This window comes from Sphingomonas sp. GlSt437, assembly GCF_048015635.2.
GTDB lineage: Bacteria > Pseudomonadota > Alphaproteobacteria > Sphingomonadales > Sphingomonadaceae > Sphingomonas.
Genome location: NZ_JBPGYA010000001.1, coordinates 1 through 18,077, shown reverse-complemented (window position 1 = coordinate 18,077; position 18,077 = coordinate 1). Strand labels below are relative to the sequence as shown.

Below are 18,077 nucleotides of genomic sequence, written 5' to 3'. Positions count from 1 at the left end.
ACGCAATGAACATCCTGTTTGTCGAGGATGATCCGATGAACCGCCGTGTCGTCAAAGACATGCTGGACGTTGCGGGCGCCGGCATGGTCGAAGCGCCCGACGCCGAAACCGGCCTGGCGCTGATCGGCGAGCATGATTTCGATGTTGTGCTGATGGACTTGCGTATGCCCGGCATGGACGGGATGACTGCCATTCGCCGCATCCGCGAGCGCGGCGATGCCAAGGCGCAGCTGCCGATCATCGTGGTGACCGCTGACGCCGGGGTCGATCTGCGCGACCAATGCTTTGCGGCGGGCGCCGACGAAGTGCTGTTCAAGCCCGTCGCGATGGACGCGCTGTTCGATGCGATCGGCCGGCTGATGGCACGCGGCGGCGGCGGGGGCGGCCTGCTCGGTTGATTGCTGGCGCGTGTCGCGCCAATATAGCCGCCTCGGCCAAGGGCTGCTGCGGGGTTTGGCTTGTTGGATACGCTGCTCGATCGTTTGTTGACGACGCTGGATATCGACGTCGAGGCCTTCGCGGTCTGTGAGGTCGCGCGGGGACGTAAACTCATCGCGCGCGGCGGGCCGCAGATCGAAATCCATTATGTCCTGGCCGGCACCATGTTCTTGGCGGTCCCGGGCCATCCAATTGTCGAATGCCCGACCGGCAGCGTCGTGGTGGTGCCGCCGCGCATCCCGCAGACGATCGGCGCCGATGGTGAAGAGGGCGATGAGCTGCTCGCGATCGACTTCCAGCGCCAGCTCGATACCGGCCTTGCCCAGTTCGACCTGACCGGCGGCAGCCCGAGCGATCTGCGCTTCATCTGCGGCCTGGTTCACGCCAATTTGTCGGGGTCGTTCGGTCTGCTCGACGCGATGCGCGCGCCGATCGTCGAGGATCTTGCCGGTGATGACGGCGTCCGCGCCTGTTTCCGGATGATGGCGGCCGAGCGCGACCGGCCCGGCGTCGGCTCGCGCGCGCTGATGGGCGCGTTGATGAAAACGTGCCTGCTCGTCGCGCTCAGGCGGCATCTCGCGCGCGGGGTCCATGAATCGAGCCTGCTGCCGGCGTTGCGTGACCCGCGGCTGGGGCGCGCGGTTGCTGCCGTGCTCGATCGCCCGGCCGCACAGCACAGTGTCGCGGCGCTGGCCGCCGTTGCCGGGATGAGCCGTTCGGCCTTTGCCCGCGAATTCTCGACCATCTTCATGATGAGCCCGATGGAATTCGTCGCCAAGACGCGGCTGCGCCGTGCAGCCGACATGCTTCGCTCGACCAACATGCCGGTCAAGCAAGTCGCCGCGAGCATCGGCTTTTCCAGCCGCAGCCATTTCAGCCGCGCGTTCCGGCAGGATTATGGCGTCGATCCCACAGCTTATCGGCGGACGATCGCCGCCGATTGACGGGCGCTGGCGCGCGCCAGCCGAGTCGCGGGCGCAGCCGCCTTTGGCTACGCGATCCTGTTGTATTGCCGCCACAGTCGGGCGCGCCAACGCATCCAAAATGCATCCTCGCACCGGACCGATTAGTCGGGATCAGATGCGCGTCAGTTAATGATGATGTAATATAAATGCAACAAATCACCGTCGCTTGGTTGGAAACCTTAGGGCATCATGGTGTTTAGCGTGCCAAAGTGCCGCAACCGCTGTAACACAACTGAAATACGACAATTTATGGTCAGAAAGACTTCGATTATATTACAATCTCTGTAATATTTCTGTCTCGGTTGGTGGGTAGCGGGCCCCTGCCACCTTAAAAATCAACCTTGGGGGATCACCAATGACCGTCCGTTCGGGCCTTCGGCTCAACCTTATGCTCGGCAGCGCGATGCTTGCCGTTTGCTCGCCCGCTTATGCGAAGACCGCTGCCGCGCCGGCGCCCGCCGCCGATGACGCCGCCGCGCCCGCAGCCGCGCCTGCCGATCAATCGACGATCGGCGAGATCATCGTGACCGCGACCAAGCGCGAAACCAATCTGCAGAAGACGCCGATCTCGATCTCGGTGCTCAACTCCGAAGCGCTGCAGGATCGCCACGTGCAGAGCCTGTTCAACCTGGCGGACGGTTCGGTGCCGTCGCTGCGCATCGCGACCTTCGAAGCGCGCCAGTCGGCGCTCACCGTCGGTATCCGCGGCATCGTTCCCTACGACCAGAACCAGACCGCGCGTGACGCGGGCGTCGGCGTCTATATCGATGGCGTCGTCCTCGGTAAGACCCAGGGCCTGAACGCCGCGCTGTTCGACATTGAGCGCATCGAAGTGCTGAAGGGCCCGCAGGGCACCATCTTCGGCCGCAACACCGAAGGCGGCGCGCTCTCGCTCGTTACCCGCGCGCCGAGCGGCGTGCTCGACGGTCGTGCGGTTGGCGGCGTCGGCAATTATGGCAGCCGCAATGCCGAGCTGCACCTCGACCTGCCGAGCTTCTACAACATCTCGCTGAAGCTCGACGGTGTCTATCAGCACCAAGACCCGACCGTGAAGGATCCGCTCGCGGGCTCGACCGGCTGGAACTATTATGACCGCGTCGGCGGCCGCATCGCGGCGCGCTGGAAGCCGTTCGACAACTTCACGGCCGATGTCGCCTATGATTATGCGAAGGACGACAATACGCCGCAGTTCAGCCAGCTGCTGAGCTACAACCCGAACAACTACACCGTCGGCGTTTTCGGTGCGACCAGCGCGACCAACGGTACGCCGCGCCTGTTCCTGCCCGGCACCTACACCGTTCCCGGCACCGGCACGCCTTGCGGTGGCACCATCGCTGCCGGCGCTGCGACCCCGATCTGCATCGCGCCGCTCGCGCCTGCTAATCGCGTCCACACCGAGCGTCAGCTGTCGTCGGACTTCGCTGTGCCGCAGCAGCCCAGTGAAGACATTACGCACGGTGCGTCGATCAACCTGAAGTGGAAGGCCGCTGACTGGATCGAACTGCGCTCGATCACCGCGTGGCGCGGTGTTTCGACCGACCAGTGGGATAACTCGGGCGGTGCGGCGCGTACCACCTTCCAGCCGCAGGGTACCGACCCGGTGACTGGCAACCCGGTTGCCAATACCGGTCTGTTCAGCCGCTACAGCTTGTCGTTCCTGCGCCAGCACCAGTTCAGCCAGGAATTCCAGGCGGTCGGCAGCTTCCCGCAGTTCGACTATGTGGTCGGTGCCTATTACTTCCAGGAGCACGCGACCGAATATGCCGCGACCCCGCTGAGCAACCAGTACAACACCACTGGCACGGGCTACATCATCCGCAGCCCCATCTTCTTGGGCACGATCAACAGCGGCAACAACTCCGGCTATCAGCCGACCGACCCGAACTGTAACAACCTGCTGTCGACCAGCGTGCCGCAGTTCACCAACAGCTGCCAGTTCATCACGCGCGCCAGCGAAGCCTATGACCACACCTATTCGTTCTTCGGCAATGTGGTTTACTCGCCTGACTGGCTGCAGGGCGTGCACTTGACGCTCGGCGGTCGCTACACGCACGACCAGCGTCGCGGTCGTCTCTATGTTGTCAACAACAACTATATCAGCGGCGTTTTCCAGCCGAACTTCGTGCCGTTCACGTTCGCGAACAGCCTCAACCGGTTCGATCCGCTGATCAACCTGTCGTGGGATGCGACGCGTGACCTGCACTTCTACGCGAAATATGCGACCGGCTTCCGCGCTGGTGGCGCGAACGACCGCTCGCAGCAGTTCAACTCGTTCGGCCCGGAATCGGTCAAGTCGTACGAAATCGGCGCCAAGATGGACTTCTTCGAGCATCGCGCCCGGTTGAACGTGGCGGGCTACATCATGGACCGCAAGAACACCCAGTTCGACTTCGACCAGTTCGACACCCAGTCGGGCAGCCCGACCAACGGGTCGCACATCGAAACGACGCAGAACGCCGGCAAGACCAAGATCCGCGGTATCGAAGCCGACCTGACGGTCAAGCCGATCGCCAACCTGACGCTTGGTGCTTCGTACGCCTACACCTACTGGAAGGCTCCGGCGGCGGTGAACCCGCTCACCGGCGGTCCGCTGCAGCAGCTGTACATCGTCTACACGCCGAAGCATGCCGCATCGGGCTCGATCGATTACGAGATCCCCCTGGCGAGCCTGGGTGATGCGAAGATCCGCTTCCACCTCGACGGCAACTATGCGAGCAGCCAGTACAGCTTCCAGCTCGAGCCGACCAAGACCGACTCCAGCTTTGTCGTGAACGGTCGTCTCGCTCTGGCGGACATCGCGGTGAATGGCGGCAACAAGGTCACGCTGTCGGTCTGGTCGCGCAACCTGTTCGACACGACGTATATCTATCGTCGCTCGGCCGCCAACTCGTCGCCGGTGCTCAACTATTGCGGCAGCAATGGCCTGAACGGCGCCGCGCCCTGCACGCCGAACGCGCTGATCTCGACCAATTATGGCGGTATCCTCGGCGATTACGGCAACCTCAACCCGCCGCGGACCTTCGGTTTCGAAGCGTCGATGAAGTTCTAATAAAGTTAGGGTGACCCCACCCACACTTTCGGCCCGGTCAGCTTCGGTTGGCCGGGCCGCTTTCTTTGGTGGGTGGGCAGGCGATGGGGCAGGCGAGGGCGCGCGCTGCCTCGCGGGGGTTGACGTCCCCCCAAAAGCCTCGCACAGGCATGGCCGCTGGCCCGATGGCGGAGTGGTTACGCAGCGGACTGCAAATCCGTGTACGCCGGTTCGATTCCGGCTCGGGCCTCCAGCTTCTTCGCCGTTTACGTTTCAAATTCGTACCTATATCGCTTGGCGGACCGAGCCGGGCACGATATGACGCGCGCAAGAGCAAAACTGTATTGCATCAATAACACAGTTGTGCGAAGGGATGATCGATGACCGACGGTGCCGCCATGACTGACTTCGCCGCGATGCGCCACGCGATGGTCGTCAGCCAGTTGCGGCCCAACGCGGTGAGCGATCCGCGCGTGATCGCCGCGATGGCGGGGGTGCCGCGCGAGCATTTCCTGCCGGCCGAGCTGGCTGCGCTGGCTTATCGCGATCGCCCGCTGCCGCTCGGCAATGGCCGCGCGCTCAATCAGCCGGAAGCGACCGGGCGGCTGCTCTCCGAAGCGCGGGTGCGCGCCGACGACAAAGTGCTGCTGATCGGCGCGGCAGGGGGCTATACCGCCGCGTTGCTGGCGACGCTCGCCGGCCTGGTGGTGGCCGTCGAGAATGATCCCGCGCTGCTCGCCATCGCGCGGTCCGCGCTTGTGGGCAGCACCAATGTAACGCTGGTCGAAGCGCCGCTTGCCGAAGGCGCGCCGTCCGAGGCGCCCTATAACCTGATCGTCGTCGATGGCGCGGTCGAGCAATTGCCGGAGGTGCTGATCGATCAGCTCGCGCCCGGCGGCCGGCTCGTCACCGGGATCGTCGATCGTGGCGTCACCCGGCTCGCGCTGGGCACGCGTACGGCCGGCGGCTTCGGGCTCGCCGATTTCGCCGATGTTGATTGCGTAACGCTGCCGGGATTCGCCCGGCCGGCGGTTTTCGCCTTTTGAAAAGAGACCCGATGGGCGTGATATCCTCTTCCAAATACCTCGCCGGCACCGCGTTGCTGGCGATGGCCGTTGCGCCCGCCACGGCTGAGACGCTGCGCGAGGCGCTCGCCAAGGCTTATGCGACCAACCCGACGCTCGCAGGCGCGCGGGCGGACCTGCGCGCGACCGACGAGAATGTGCCCATCGCCAAGTCGAACGGCCTGCCGCAAGTCACGCTGCAAAGCGCTTACCAGGAGAACGTCCTGGTTGCCTCGAACAGCTTTGCCTCGCCGCTGAGGCAGGTGACCGCGCAGGCGCAGGCGACGCTGCCGATTTATGCCGGTGGCCAGGTGCGCAATTCGGTAACGGCGGCAAAGGTCCGCGTCGATGCTGGCCGCGCCTCGCTCAGGCGGACGGAGTCCGATCTCTTCACCGCGGTCGTCGGCGCGTATATGGACGTGATCCGCGACGAGGCGATCGTCTCCTTGAACCAGCAGAATGTGAAGGTGCTCGAGGTCAATCTGCAGGCGTCGAAGGATCGCTTCCAGGTTGGCGACTTGACGCGCACCGACGTCGCCCAGTCCGAAGCGCGGCTCGCTCTGGCGCGCGCGCAGCTGCAGAGCGCGCAGGCCAAGCTGATCTCGAGCCGGGAAAGCTATGTTCGGCTTGTCGGCAGCACGCCCGACACGCTTGAAACGCCGCCTGATATTCCCAACCTGCCGACCAATGCCGACACCGCCGTCGATGTCGCACTGCGCGATAATCCGGCGCTGATCGCCGCGCACAAACAGGCTGATGCGGCGGGCTTCGATGAAAAGGCCGCGCACGGCCAGCGGCTGCCCAAGCTGCAATTATTCGCCGGCACCAGCTATTATAACTATCTCGATTCGCTCCAGGTTTCCGGCTTCGGCGTGCAGCAGTCGGGCAATGCGGCGCAGGGCGGGGTCCAGCTGTCGCTGCCACTTTACCAGGGTGGTCGCCCGTCGGCGCAGATCCGCCAGGCGCGCGATCGGCGCACCCAGGCGATCGAGGGCGTGACCGAGACCGAACGTGGCGTCATCGCGCAGACGCGCTCGGCTTATGCCGTGTGGCAATCCTCGCTCGATGTGATCCAGTCGTCGATCGTGACGGTCAATGCCGACAAATTGTCGCTGGAAGGTGTGCGCGCCGAAAACAGCGTCGGCAACCGCACCATCCTCGAAATCCTGAACGCCGAGCAGGAATTATTGAACGCCCAGGTCCAGTTGGTCACCGCCAAGCGCGACGCCTATGTCGCGGGCTTCGCGCTGATCGCGGCGATGGGCCATGCCGAGGCGCGCGATCTGGGGCTCGATGGCGGCGCGCTTTACGATCCCGTCCAGCATTACGACCGGGTCCACAACCAGCTCTCCGATTGGGCGGACGGCAATTCGCCGGGGCCCTATGCGACCAGCACGACGGGCAGCAAGGCGCAGAACGCGACCGTCGACACCGTGCGCGAGCCGGTGCTCGGCGCACCGATCGACGGCACGGTTGACACCGACGCCCCCAATCCCGCAAAAGCCGACAAACCCAAGAGGTAAGCTGGCGTGCGAGGGATCGCGATGGGAGACGTGAGCGCAGAACCGTCGATGGAAGACATCCTGTCCTCCATCAAACGGATTATCGCCGAGGAAGGCGAAAGCGCGGTTGCGGCACGCACCCGCCGGCCCGCGCGCGCGGCTGAACCGGCGCCGTCGCTACGCCCGCAGACGATCGAGGACGATATTCTCGAACTGAGCGACGCGGTCACCGCGCAGCTGGCGGCGGACCCCGTGCCGGCCCCGCAGCCGCAAGCCGCGCATCAGCCGGACGCACCCGAGCCGATCGTGTCGCCGCAAGCCGCCCAGGCCAGCCGTGGCGCGCTCGATACGCTGTCGAAGCTGGTCGTGCGCGCACCCGAGGAAGCGCCTGGCGAGAACACGCTCGAAGCGCTGGTCCGCGAGCTGCTCCGCCCGATGCTGCGCGAGTGGCTCGACGCGCGGCTGCCCGGCATCGTCGAGACGATGGTCGCCCGCGAAATCGCGCGGATCACCAGCCAGCATTGAGAGCGTCGCTGTTGCCAGCTTCGTCACCCCGGGCTTGACCCGGGGTCCCGCTGCCTTTGTCCGCCCGCAGAAGAAGCGGGACCCCGGCTCGAGGCCGGGGTGACGGGGGATTGAACGGATGGCATAGCGCCCACCCGTTGCCACTCGCCCGCCGATTTGCTCTAAGCTTCGCCCCATGAGGATGACCCTGATCGCGAGCGCAACAACGCTTGCCACCGCCGCGCTGCTCGGCGCTCCCGCTATTGCTCGCCCGCTCACCATCGACGACGTCTCGACGCTCTCGCGCGTCGCGGCGCCCGCAGTTTCGGCCGATGGCCATTGGCTGGTCTGGCAGCAGCGCGAGACCGATCTTGCCGCCAATAAGGGCCGGTTCGATCTGTGGCGGCTCGACCTGACGAAGAAGGGCGCCAAGCCCGAGAAGCTCGCCGCCGAGCCCGACGTCAACGAAACCGCGCCGCAATTCGCCCGCGATGGCGTGACGGTCTATTTCCAGGCCAATAAGGGCGGGGACGACAATGTCTGGGCAGTGCCCGTCACTGGCGGCACGCCGCGCCAAGTGACCAATGTCGCCGGCGGCATCAACGGCTTCAAGCTCAGTCCCACTGGTGACAAGCTCGTCGTCTGGGCCGATCGCAAGCCGGGCGCCCCTAGCCTCGAACTGCCGATGGAGAAGAAGGACCCCAATGCCGGCGAGGCTCGGGTCTATGATCAGCTGTTCGTGCGCCATTGGGATACCTGGGCGGACGGCACGCGCTCGCAGCTGTTCGTTCTGCCTTTGAAGGACGGCGTCGCGCAGGGCAACGGCACCGCGATCGAGGGCGGGCTGGTCGGCGATACCCCCTCCAAGCCCAGCGGCGGCCCCGAGGAAGTCGATTGGTCGCCCGATGGCAAGACCGTCTATTTCGCACTGCGTGAGGCGGGTCGCATCGAGCCGCTCTCGGTCAATCTCGATATCTTCGCCGCGCCCGCGGACGGTTCGGCGCCGCCCACCAACCTCACTGCCGACAACAAGGCGATGGACAATCTGCCGACTGCCTCGCCAGACGGCAAATCGCTCGCCTGGTTCGCCATGGCGCGGCCGGGCTATGAGGCCGATCGCCAAGTGCTGATGGTCCGCGATTTCGCGAGCGGCAAGGTGACCGCGCTGACCAAGGATTGGGACCGCTCGGTCGGCTCGATCGCCTGGTCGCCCGACAGCAAGTCGATCATCGTCACCGCCGAGGATACGCAGGAAACGCCGATCTTCTCGGTCGATGCGCGCACCGGCAAAGTCACCCGGCTGACCCAGCTTGGCAATGTAACGGCGGTGGTGCCGACGCGCGGCGGCATCGTCTACGCGATGAATTCGCTGACCGCGCCCGATGATTTCTACCTGCTGAAGGGCAAGGCCACTACGCGCCTCACCAGCGTCAATGCCGACAAGCTCGCCAGCGTCGACCTGCCGACCATCACGCGCTTCAGCTTCACCGGCGCCAATGGCGACAAGGTGTGGGGCTATGTCGTCAAGCCCGCGACCCTAGCCGAAGGCCAGAAGGCGCCGATCGCATTCCTGGTCCATGGCGGCCCGCAAGGCACGTTCAACAATAGCTGGTCCTATCGCTGGAACCCGGCGGTGTTCGCTGGCCATGGCTATGCGGTGGTCGCGGTCGATTTCCACGGCAGCACCGGCTACGGCCAAGGCTTCAGCGACGCGATCCGCAACAATTGGGGCGGCTGGCCGCTCGAGGATCTGCAAAAGGGCCTGAAAGCCGCGACCGACCAGTTCGCCTGGCTCGATGCCGACAATGCCTGCGCGCTCGGCGCCTCGTACGGCGGCTATATGATGAACTGGATCGAGGGCAATTGGCCGGACCGCTTCAAGTGCATCGTCCAGCATGACGGCGTGTTCGACGCGCGCGCCATGGCCTACGAAACCGAAGAGCTATGGTTCGACGAGTGGGAGCATGGCGGCAAGACCTATTATGACGACCCCGCCGCGTTCGAGAAATGGAACCCGGTGAACTACGTCGACAAGTGGCAGACGCCGATGCTGGTGATCACCGGCGAAAAGGATTTCCGCATCCCCTATACGCAAGGCTTGGCCAGCTTCACCGCGCTGCAACGCCGGGGGATACCGTCAAGGCTGGTGGTCAATCCCAACGAGAACCACTGGGTGCTCAAACCCCGCAACAGCCGGCAATGGTATCATGAGGTGTTGGGGTGGATGGACAAATGGACGGGGAAGGGTGTGGTCAGCGGCAATTCGCGCTGATCCCGGAACCGCGAAAGCATCGCGGTTGTTTTGCAGCAGATATTTAGGAGATTGATGATGGTGCGCAGCGTGGCGATGATTGCAGCGGCAACGGCGATGGCAGCTTCGGCGCCCGCTTATGCGAAGGGCTGCCTGAAGGGCGCGGTTGTTGGCGGTGTCGCTGGGCATTATGCTCACCACCACGCGCTGCTGGGCGCAGCGGCAGGGTGCGCCATCGGCCATCACATGGCGAAAAAGCAGGAACAGCAAAAGCGGGCTGCGCAGCAGGGAACGACCCCGCCGCGCTGAGGCGTTTCAACTTCCGGGGCAGCTCGACCGGCAAGGGTGACGAACGCGCATTGGCTCGCTAGACACGCGGCCCATGACCGATCTGCCCAAGACTTTCGACCCCGCTGAAATCGAATCCCGCTGGTACGCGCATTGGGAGAATGAAGGCCTGTTCCGCCCGGAACGGCCCGGCGCGGAGCCGTGGACGATCGTCAACCCGCCGCCCAACGTTACCGGCAGCCTCCATATCGGCCACGCGCTCGACAACACGCTGCAGGATATCCTGACGCGGCATGCCCGGCTGAAGGGCAAGGACGCGCTGTGGGTGGTCGGCACCGATCACGCCGGCATCGCCACGCAAATGGTCGTCGAGCGGCAAATGGCCGAGCGGCAGGACAAGCGCAACAACTACACCCGCGAGCAATTCGTCGAGAAAGTGTGGGACTGGAAGCGCGAGAGCGGCGGCCAGATCACCCGCCAGCTGCGCCGCCTTGGCTGCTCGATGGACTGGGCGAACGAGCGCTTCACGATGGACGAGGGCTTCAGCAAGGCGGTGCTGAAAGTGTTCGTCGATCTCTACAATCAGGGCCTGCTCTACCGCGACAAGCGCCTCGTCAACTGGGACCCCGGCCTCGGCACCGCGATCAGCGATCTTGAGGTCGAAACGCACGAGGTGAAGGGCAGCTTCTGGCACTTCCGCTACCCGCTCGCGGACGGCGTGACGCTACCCGACGGCACCGATCACCTGGTCGTGGCAACGACGCGACCCGAGACGATGCTCGCCGACATGGCGGTCGCGGTGAACGCGGCGGATGCGCGCTACCAGTCGGTCGTCGGCCGCCACGTCATCCAGCCGATCACCGGCCGCCGCCTGCCGATCATCGCCGACGACCATGCCGATCCCGAGCTCGGCAGCGGCGTGGTGAAGATCACGCCGGGGCATGATTTCAACGACTTCGAGGTCGGCAACCGCGCCGGCATCGAAGCGCGCGCCATGCTCAACATGCTCGATGCCAAGGCCTGTGTCGTGCAGACGGTGGACGGGCTGGTGCCCGACGCGTTCCTCGGCCTCCCGCGCTTCAAGACCGATGGCGTCCCCGGCGCGCGCGAACTCGCGGTCGCGTGGATGAAGGAGCACGGCTTCCTCGTCCCCCATATCGACAAGGACGGCGCCGAGCACGACGCCGAACCGCGCACCATCCAGACTCCGTTCGGCGACCGATCGGGCGTCGTCATCGAGCCCTGGCTAACCGACCAATGGTATGTCGATGCCGCGACGCTGGCCAAGGAGCCGATTGCGGCAGTGAAGGACGGGCGGATCGGCATCGTGCCCAAGACCTGGGAAAAGACGTTTTTCAACTGGATGGACAATATCCAGCCCTGGTGCGTGAGCAGGCAGCTGTGGTGGGGGCACCGGATCCCGGCTTGGTTCTCGGATGACGGTCGCGTTTTTGTCGCCGAATCCGAAGAGGCTGCGGCGATCCTTGCGGCATCGTCCCGCCGCGATGGCGCACTCGATCTGAGCGGTGGAAGCGTTCTTCTAGTGGAAGACGAAGCGGCTGCCAGAGAGCTTCGAGCGACAACGCCCTCCGAAACCGTTATTCTGTGGCAAGACCCCGACGTCCTCGACACCTGGTTTTCCTCCGCGCTTTGGCCGTTTGCGACGATGGGGTGGCCGGACCAAAATCCTCCCCCGGAGGGGGAGGGGGACCATGCGCAGCATGGTGGAGGGGGGGCTCGGCAGGGCGACGACCTCGCGGCCACTCCCCCTCCACCGCCTGCGGCGGTCCCCCTCCCCGTGAACGGGGAGGATTTGCGCAAGCCCACCGTCCACGGCCGCTACCCCAATGACGTCCTCGTCTCGGGCTTTGACATCCTGTTCTTCTGGGATGCGCGGATGATGATGATGGGCACGCATTTCATGCACGACGTGCCGTTCCGCACGCTCTACCTCCACGGCCTGGTGCGCGCGGCGGACGGGCAGAAAATGTCCAAGTCCAAGGGCAATACCGTCGATCCGCTCGGCCTGATCGACAAATATGGCGCCGACGCGCTGCGCTTCTTCATGGCGGCGATGGAAAGCCAGGGCCGCGACATCAAGATGGATGAGCGCCGGGTCGAGGGCTATCGCAACTTCGCGACCAAGCTGTGGAACGCGGCGCGCTTCTGCCAGGCGAACGGCATCGGCGCGAGCGCCTCGCCCGAGCCGCCCGCCGCGACGCTTGCGGTCAACAAATGGATCATCGGCGAAGTGGTCGAAACGGTCCGCGCGATGGACGCCGCGCTCGCCGATTACCGCTTCGATGGCGCGGCCAACGCGATCTACCATTTCGTGTGGGACCGGTTTTGCGACTGGTATCTGGAGCTGATCAAGCCGGTGCTTTCTCCCCTCCCGCTTGCGGGAGGGGCCGGGGGTGGGCCTGAAGAACCCGGGGCTGACGGAATGGGCGACGTGCCCACCCCTAACCCCTCCCGCAAGCGGGAGGGGGATGACGATGCGGCTGACGAAACCCGTGCCGTCGCGGGCTGGGTGCTCGACCAGATATTGGTGCTGCTGCACCCCTTCATGCCGTTCGTGACCGAGGAGCTGTGGTCGAAGCTGGGCGCGCGGGAGTATGAGCTGATCGTCGCGAAGTGGCCGGTGGTTGATGCGGTCACGATCGATGCTGACGCTAAAGGCATGGTCAACTTCGCAATCGCGTTGATCAGTGAAATTCGCTCGGCGAAAACCGATCTGGGCATACCGCCATCCAACAAGACTGCCGCATATTTCAATTCAGTGGTCCAGGATATGGCGGTCGCTTTCCCGCAGCTTCCTACCTTGCTGGAGCGTTTGGGGCGGCTAACACCGTATTTCGAAGCAGCCGACGCGTCCGGCAAAAGCGTCGAAATCGGCGTTGGCGAAGCAACGGTTCTAATTCCTCTCGAAGGCATTATCGACTTGGACGCCGAGCGTGCCCGCCTGACCAAAGCGATCGAGGCCGCTGCCAAGGAGCGCGACTCACTCGCGGCACGCCTTAACAACCCGGCGTTTGCCGAGAAGGCCAAGCCCGAGGCGGTCGAGAAAGCGCGCGCCGACCATACCGAGAAAGCTGCCGAGGCGGAGCGTTTGTCCGCCGCACTGGCGCGCTTGGGGTGATCGTTCGGGTCCTCACATCGCTGCCGCTCGCAGCTATCGGCTTATTGTGGTTTTTCGCATCGGTCTGGTTGACGCGGAGTTTGCCATCCAAGCCGAATGCCATTGATATGCTGTGGCTCGGCGCGCTGCCGGTTGGCGTTGCAGCCTTTACCTTCTGGGCGCTTTGGTATCTCCGGGCGCCCACGGCGGAGCGCGCTGCAACCAGGATAGTGCTTGCCGGCTTTGAAGGTTTTTGGCTTTTCTTTTGGGTAGGCACGATGCTCGGGTGGGGTGGTGGCGTCTAAGCGTTAAGACGCCGATGTTACTCGGCGGCCAATTCGACTGCCGGTTACGCAAACCGACGACATCCAGACCACCACCCGCTGTCCTACACGCCCGCCCTATGTCACCCTCGACCAATCAGGGCAATTTCAGGCACCCCGCCCGGCACCGGCAAATCCTGATGGAAATCGCTTCGTCAGTGGGAACATTCGGGAACATTCGCGCTTTGGCGCCGCACCGCCGCCTCGGCGACGCCGCCAAATGCCCGAAAGACGGGGCTTAGATTTTCGCGCGTAACCGCCTAAAGGCGGGGGCTGCAACACGAGGTATCGCATGGCCAGCCGCCCGCATCAAAAGGATCTGACGACCGGCCCCATCGGCCCCACGCTGCTTGCCTTTGCGCTGCCCACGCTTGGCGCCAACATCCTCCAGACGCTGAACGGCTCGATCAACACCATCTGGGTCGGGCGGTTTCTGGGTGAGAGCGCGGTGTCGGCGACCGCCAACGCCAACACCATCATGTTCCTGATGTTCGCCGCCGTGTTCGGCTTCGGCATGGCGGCGACGATCCTGATCGGCCAGAGCATGGGCCGGCGCGATGTGGAGGCGGCGCGGCGCGCGTTCGGCGCGGCGATCGGCCTGGTACTGGCGGGATCGGTGGTGATCGCTACGCTCGGCTGGGTGTTCACGCCCGACATTCTCCACGCACTCGCCACGCCGCCTGCCGCGATGCCGTTGGCGCTCGCGTATCTGCGGGTGATTTTCCTCGGCTTGCCGGCGTCGATGCTGCTGGTGCTGCTCGGCATGGCGCTGCGCGGGGTGGGCGATTCGGTGACGCCATTGTGGTTCACGGGGCTGAGCGTGCTGCTCGACAGCGGCCTGAACCCGGTGTTCATCAAGGGGCTGTTCGGCATGCCGGCGCTCGGCATTGCCGGCTCGGCGACCGCCACGCTGATCGCCAATCATGTCGCCGCGCTGGGGCTGCTCGCGGTGGTCTATCGGCGCGATTTGCCGATCCGCCTGCGCGGGCCGGAGCTGCGCTACCTGCTGCCCTCGGCCGATCTGGTGCGCACCATCGTCACCAAGGGCCTGCCGATGGGCGCGCAGATGCTGGTCGTCTCCGTCGCCGGGCTGACGATGACCGGGCTCGTCAACAGCTACGGCGTCGACACCAGCGCGGCTTATGGTGTCTCGATGCAGCTCTGGGCCTATATCCAGATGCCGGCGCTGGCGCTGGGCGCGGCAGTGAGCAGCATGGCAGCGCAGAATATCGGCGCGGCGAAATGGGACCGGGTCGAGGCGATCACGCGATCGGGCCTGTTGTTCAGCGCGATCATCACGACGACGATGGTCGGCGTCATCATCCTGTTCGACCGGCCGGTGATGGCGCTGTTCCTGGGCGGTGGCAGCCACGCGCTGCCGATCGCTCGGCACATTCAGGTGCTGGCGAGCTGGAATTTCATTATCTTCGGGATGACAATGGTGCTGTTTTCCACCGTTCGCGCCAATGGGGCGGTGTGGGCCCCGCTGGTCATGCTGCTTATCGCGATGTTCCCGGTGCGGCTCGGCTTCGCGTTCGGGCTGATGCCGAGCCTGCATGCCGATGCCTTGTGGTGGAGCTTCCCCTTGGGTTCCATCGCCAATTTCGTGATGGCGCTGGGTTATTATCGCTACGGCAATTGGCGGTCGCAACGGCTCGCGGTGCCGCCGGCGCAGGCGCACCAACAGGCGCAGACCGATGCGGAGCCGGCAGGGAGACTGCACCCGACGGGGTGACGATCTCGCCGCCCCAGCGAAAGCTGGGGCCGCTGGCGGCCAGCGATCCCAGCTTGCGCTGGGATGACGGAGATGGGCGCAGGGGTTGCGCCGGGCATCGGCGCGCTGCACAAGCTCGCGCCATGTCCAGCTATCCCGCGCTCCGCCTTCGCCGCACCCGTTCCACGCCGTGGAGCCGCCGCCTCCACGCCGAGACGGTGCTGACGCCCGCCGACCTGATCTGGCCGCTGTTCATCAGCGAAGGGCAGGGCGTTGAAGAGCCGATCGCCAGCCTGCCCGGCGTGTCGCGCTGGTCGGTGGATGGCATCGTCGCGCGGGCGAAGGAAGCGCGCGACGCGGGGATCGCCTGCATCGCGCTGTTTCCCAACACGCCGCGCGAACTGCGGACCGAGGACGGGCGTGAGGCGCTCAACCCCGACAACCTCATGTGTCGCGCGATCAAGGCACTGAAGGATGCGGTGCCGGACGTGGGCGTGCTGACCGACGTCGCGCTCGATCCCTACACCGCGCACGGCCATGATGGGCTGGTCGATGCGGCCGGCTATGTGCTCAACGATGCGACCGCCGAGGTGCTGACCGCGCAAGCGCTCAATCAGGCTGCGGCAGGCGCCGACATCATCGCGCCGAGCGACATGATGGACGGGCGCATCGGCCTGATCCGCGCGGCGCTCGAAGGGGCAGGGCACGTCAGCGTCCAGATCATGTCCTACGCCGCCAAATATGCCAGCGCCTTCTACGGCCCGTTTCGCGACGCGGTGGGATCACGCGGCCTGCTCAAGGGCGACAAGAAGACCTACCAGATGGATCCGGCCAATGCCGAGGAAGCACTGCGCGAAGTCGCGCTCGATTTGGACGAGGGCGCCGACAGCGTGATGGTCAAGCCCGGTCTGCCCTATCTCGACATCATCCGCCGCGTGAAGGACGCTTTCGAGGTGCCGGTGTTCGCATACCAGGTGTCGGGCGAATATGCGATGATCGAGGCGGCCGTCGCGGCGGGCGCGGCTGAGCGCGACCCGATGGTGCTGGAAACGCTGCTGGCATTCAAGCGCGCCGGCTGCTCGGGCGTGCTGACTTATCACGCGCTCCATGCGGCGCGGCTGCTCAACGGATGATCCGGACCGGGCGGTTGATCCTGCGCGCGCCCGAGCCGCGCGATCGGCCGGCGCTCCACGCGATGTGGGCTGATCCGCTCGTCATGGCCGAGCTTGGCCCGGTTAAGGATGAAGCCGCGAGCGATGCGGTGCTTGCCAAGCATGATGCTTATCGCCACGAGGGGCTCGGCTTCTGGAGCCTGGAGCGCCGCGAGGATGGCGCCGTGATCGGCTTTTGCGGTTTGAAGCGCGGCGATGCGCACAACCCGATCGCGGGCGAGGTCGAGGCAGGCTGGATCGTCGCGCGCGCCCATTGGCGGCAGGGCTATGCGCTCGAAGCGATGGTCGCCGCGCTCGATTATGGCTGGCGCGTGATCGCACCGCCGCGCATCGTCGCCATCACCTCGTCGATCAATCTGAAGAGCCAGGCGATGATGGAGCGGCTCGGCATGCATCGCCTCCCCAATGGCGATTTCGACCATGCGCTGATGGCGGAAGACGACCCGCTGCGCCGCATGGTGACTTATGCGATCGACCGGCCGACCAGATGATTGAAACCGAGCGCCTGATCGTGCGGCCTTGGCGCGATGCCGATCGCGAGCCGTTCGCGGCGATGGGGCAGGATGCCGAGGTGATGCGCTTCCTCGGTCCGCTGATGTCGCGCGCCGAGAGCGATGCGGCGGTCGATCGGATGATGGCGCTCCAAGCCGAGCGCGGCCATTGCTTCTGGGCAGTCGAGCGGCGCGCCGATGGCGCTTTCCTCGGCTTTTGCGGGCTGAAGCGGGGGCCGGCGGATACGCCGATCGCTGATGATATCGAGATCGGCTGGCGGCTGGGCAGGGCGCATTGGGGCCAGGGCTATGCGCGGGAAGCAGCGGCGGCGTGCCTCGATTGGAGCTGGGCGACTCTCAATGTGATGTCGATCGCGGCGATCACTGTGCAGGGGAACAGCGCGAGCTGGGGCCTGATGGAGCGCCTCGGCATGACGCGCCGGCCGGATGAGGATTTCGATCACCCCAATCTCGCGCCGGGCGATCCGCTGTGGCGCCACATCACTTATCGGATCGCGCGACCCGCCGCGCCGTCAGCAGCTATTTGAGCTGGTTGCTCAGATCGTCGATCTTCGCCGACACGCGCGTCAGCTCAGCCTCCACCCGCGCGCGCAGGCCCTCCAGCGCCGGATAAGCGGCTTGGCCCTTGTGCGCCCGCTCGATCGACGTGTCGTCGAGCCGGGCGGCGAGATCGGCGAGGTCGGTGCGCGGACTGACGAGCGCGCTCAGCGCCCGTTGTGCTTCCAGCCAGGCATCGCTGCCCGGCTTGGCCCCCTGCGCAGCCGCCACCGCTGCCGTCGCCCGCTCGATCAGCGGATCGGCGCGCGCGGTGATCGCGGCCAGCGTGTGCTCCTCGCTCGTTACTTGGGTATCGAGCGCGGGATCGGGCACCAGCGCCGGATGCGGGCGGACGGGCTCCAGGTCCTCGCGCTGCTCGATCGGACGCGGCAGCAACGAGGGGTAATGGTGGCGCGTATCGGCGCAGGCCGCCGCCAGCGACAGCGCGACCGTCGCCAGCCCTAAACCTAGGCGGCGAAAGCGGGCGGGGGCAGGCGCGCGATACAACGTCATCGATCAATCCTCTATGGCCCGCGCGCGGCCCGCGCAACAGGCTTGCGCAATCCCCCGCGCGCCTCTATGTGCGCAACTCCCGCGCGCCCGTAGCTCAGCTGGATAGAGCATCAGACTACGAATCTGAGGGTCGGACGTTCGAATCGTT

At 65.3% G+C, this 18,077-nt stretch carries 15 protein-coding genes and 1 tRNA gene; 15 read left to right on the top strand and 1 reads right to left on the bottom strand.

Features of this window, described 5'->3' with window-relative positions; all coding sequences use genetic code 11:
• The first annotated feature begins 5 nt into the window (after nt 1-5).
• The 15 genes from ACLB0R_RS00080 to ACLB0R_RS00010 all read left to right on the top strand — a co-directional run bounded on the left by ACLB0R_RS00080 (nt 6) and on the right by ACLB0R_RS00010 (nt 17,406).
• Nucleotides 6-398, top strand: coding sequence for a response regulator (locus tag ACLB0R_RS00080; protein ID WP_416641081.1), 393 nt, complete (start codon nt 6-8; stop codon nt 396-398).
• A 60-nt stretch (nt 399-458) separates the two neighbouring features.
• Nucleotides 459-1,382, top strand: a complete 924-nt coding sequence (locus ACLB0R_RS00075) for a helix-turn-helix domain-containing protein (RefSeq protein WP_416641079.1) — start codon at nt 459-461, stop codon at nt 1,380-1,382.
• Between the two features lie 376 nt (nt 1,383-1,758).
• Nucleotides 1,759-4,452, top strand: a complete 2,694-nt coding sequence (locus tag ACLB0R_RS00070; RefSeq protein ID WP_416641077.1) for a TonB-dependent receptor — start codon at nt 1,759-1,761, stop codon at nt 4,450-4,452.
• A 158-nt stretch (nt 4,453-4,610) separates the two neighbouring features.
• Nucleotides 4,611-4,684 (top strand) — tRNA-Cys (locus ACLB0R_RS00065).
• Between the two features lie 145 nt (nt 4,685-4,829).
• Complete coding sequence (locus ACLB0R_RS00060) at nt 4,830-5,477, top strand: protein-L-isoaspartate O-methyltransferase family protein (RefSeq protein ID WP_434953632.1); 648 nt, start codon at nt 4,830-4,832, stop codon at nt 5,475-5,477.
• An 11-nt stretch (nt 5,478-5,488) separates the two neighbouring features.
• Nucleotides 5,489-7,018 carry a TolC family outer membrane protein gene (locus ACLB0R_RS00055; protein ID WP_416641074.1) on the top strand — a complete coding sequence of 510 codons (1,530 nt, stop codon included), beginning with the start codon at nt 5,489-5,491 and terminating at the stop codon, nt 7,016-7,018.
• Nucleotides 7,019-7,039: 21 nt separating this feature from the next.
• Nucleotides 7,040-7,522 (top strand): DUF2497 domain-containing protein, encoded by a 483-nt coding sequence (locus tag ACLB0R_RS00050; RefSeq protein WP_416641072.1) that lies wholly within the window; start codon nt 7,040-7,042, stop codon nt 7,520-7,522.
• A gap of 175 nt (nt 7,523-7,697) precedes the next feature.
• Nucleotides 7,698-9,773 carry a prolyl oligopeptidase family serine peptidase gene (locus ACLB0R_RS00045; RefSeq protein WP_416641070.1) on the top strand — a complete coding sequence of 692 codons (2,076 nt, stop codon included), beginning with the start codon at nt 7,698-7,700 and terminating at the stop codon, nt 9,771-9,773.
• Between the two features lie 57 nt (nt 9,774-9,830).
• Nucleotides 9,831-10,061 (top strand): hypothetical protein, encoded by a 231-nt coding sequence (locus ACLB0R_RS00040; protein ID WP_416641069.1) that lies wholly within the window; start codon nt 9,831-9,833, stop codon nt 10,059-10,061.
• Nucleotides 10,062-10,134: 73 nt separating this feature from the next.
• Nucleotides 10,135-13,179: a valine--tRNA ligase gene (locus ACLB0R_RS00035; protein ID WP_416641067.1), complete on the top strand. Its 3,045-nt coding sequence runs from the start codon at nt 10,135-10,137 to the stop codon at nt 13,177-13,179.
• On the top strand, nt 13,176-13,463 hold the full coding sequence (locus tag ACLB0R_RS00030) for a hypothetical protein (protein ID WP_416641065.1): 288 nt from the start codon (nt 13,176-13,178) through the stop codon (nt 13,461-13,463). The genes ACLB0R_RS00035 and ACLB0R_RS00030 overlap by 4 nt, the downstream gene beginning before the upstream one ends.
• Nucleotides 13,464-13,773: 310 nt before the next feature.
• Nucleotides 13,774-15,216, top strand: a complete 1,443-nt coding sequence (locus ACLB0R_RS00025) for an MATE family efflux transporter (RefSeq protein WP_416641063.1) — start codon at nt 13,774-13,776, stop codon at nt 15,214-15,216.
• A gap of 122 nt (nt 15,217-15,338) precedes the next feature.
• Nucleotides 15,339-16,328 (top strand): porphobilinogen synthase, encoded by a 990-nt coding sequence (gene hemB / locus ACLB0R_RS00020; protein WP_416641062.1) that lies wholly within the window; start codon nt 15,339-15,341, stop codon nt 16,326-16,328.
• Nucleotides 16,325-16,858: a GNAT family N-acetyltransferase gene (locus ACLB0R_RS00015; RefSeq protein WP_416641060.1), complete on the top strand. Its 534-nt coding sequence runs from the start codon at nt 16,325-16,327 to the stop codon at nt 16,856-16,858. The genes hemB and ACLB0R_RS00015 overlap by 4 nt, the downstream gene beginning before the upstream one ends.
• Entirely contained in the window at nt 16,855-17,406 is a 552-nt protein-coding gene (locus ACLB0R_RS00010; RefSeq protein WP_416641058.1) for a GNAT family N-acetyltransferase, read from the top strand. Before ACLB0R_RS00015 ends, ACLB0R_RS00010 begins: the two co-directional genes overlap by 4 nt.
• Here the strand turns inward: ACLB0R_RS00010 and ACLB0R_RS00005 are convergent.
• Nucleotides 17,399-17,929 (bottom strand): hypothetical protein, encoded by a 531-nt coding sequence (locus ACLB0R_RS00005; RefSeq protein ID WP_416641057.1) that lies wholly within the window; start codon nt 17,927-17,929, stop codon nt 17,399-17,401. The genes ACLB0R_RS00010 and ACLB0R_RS00005 overlap by 8 nt on opposite strands.
• Nucleotides 17,930-18,077: the final 148 nt, after the last annotated feature.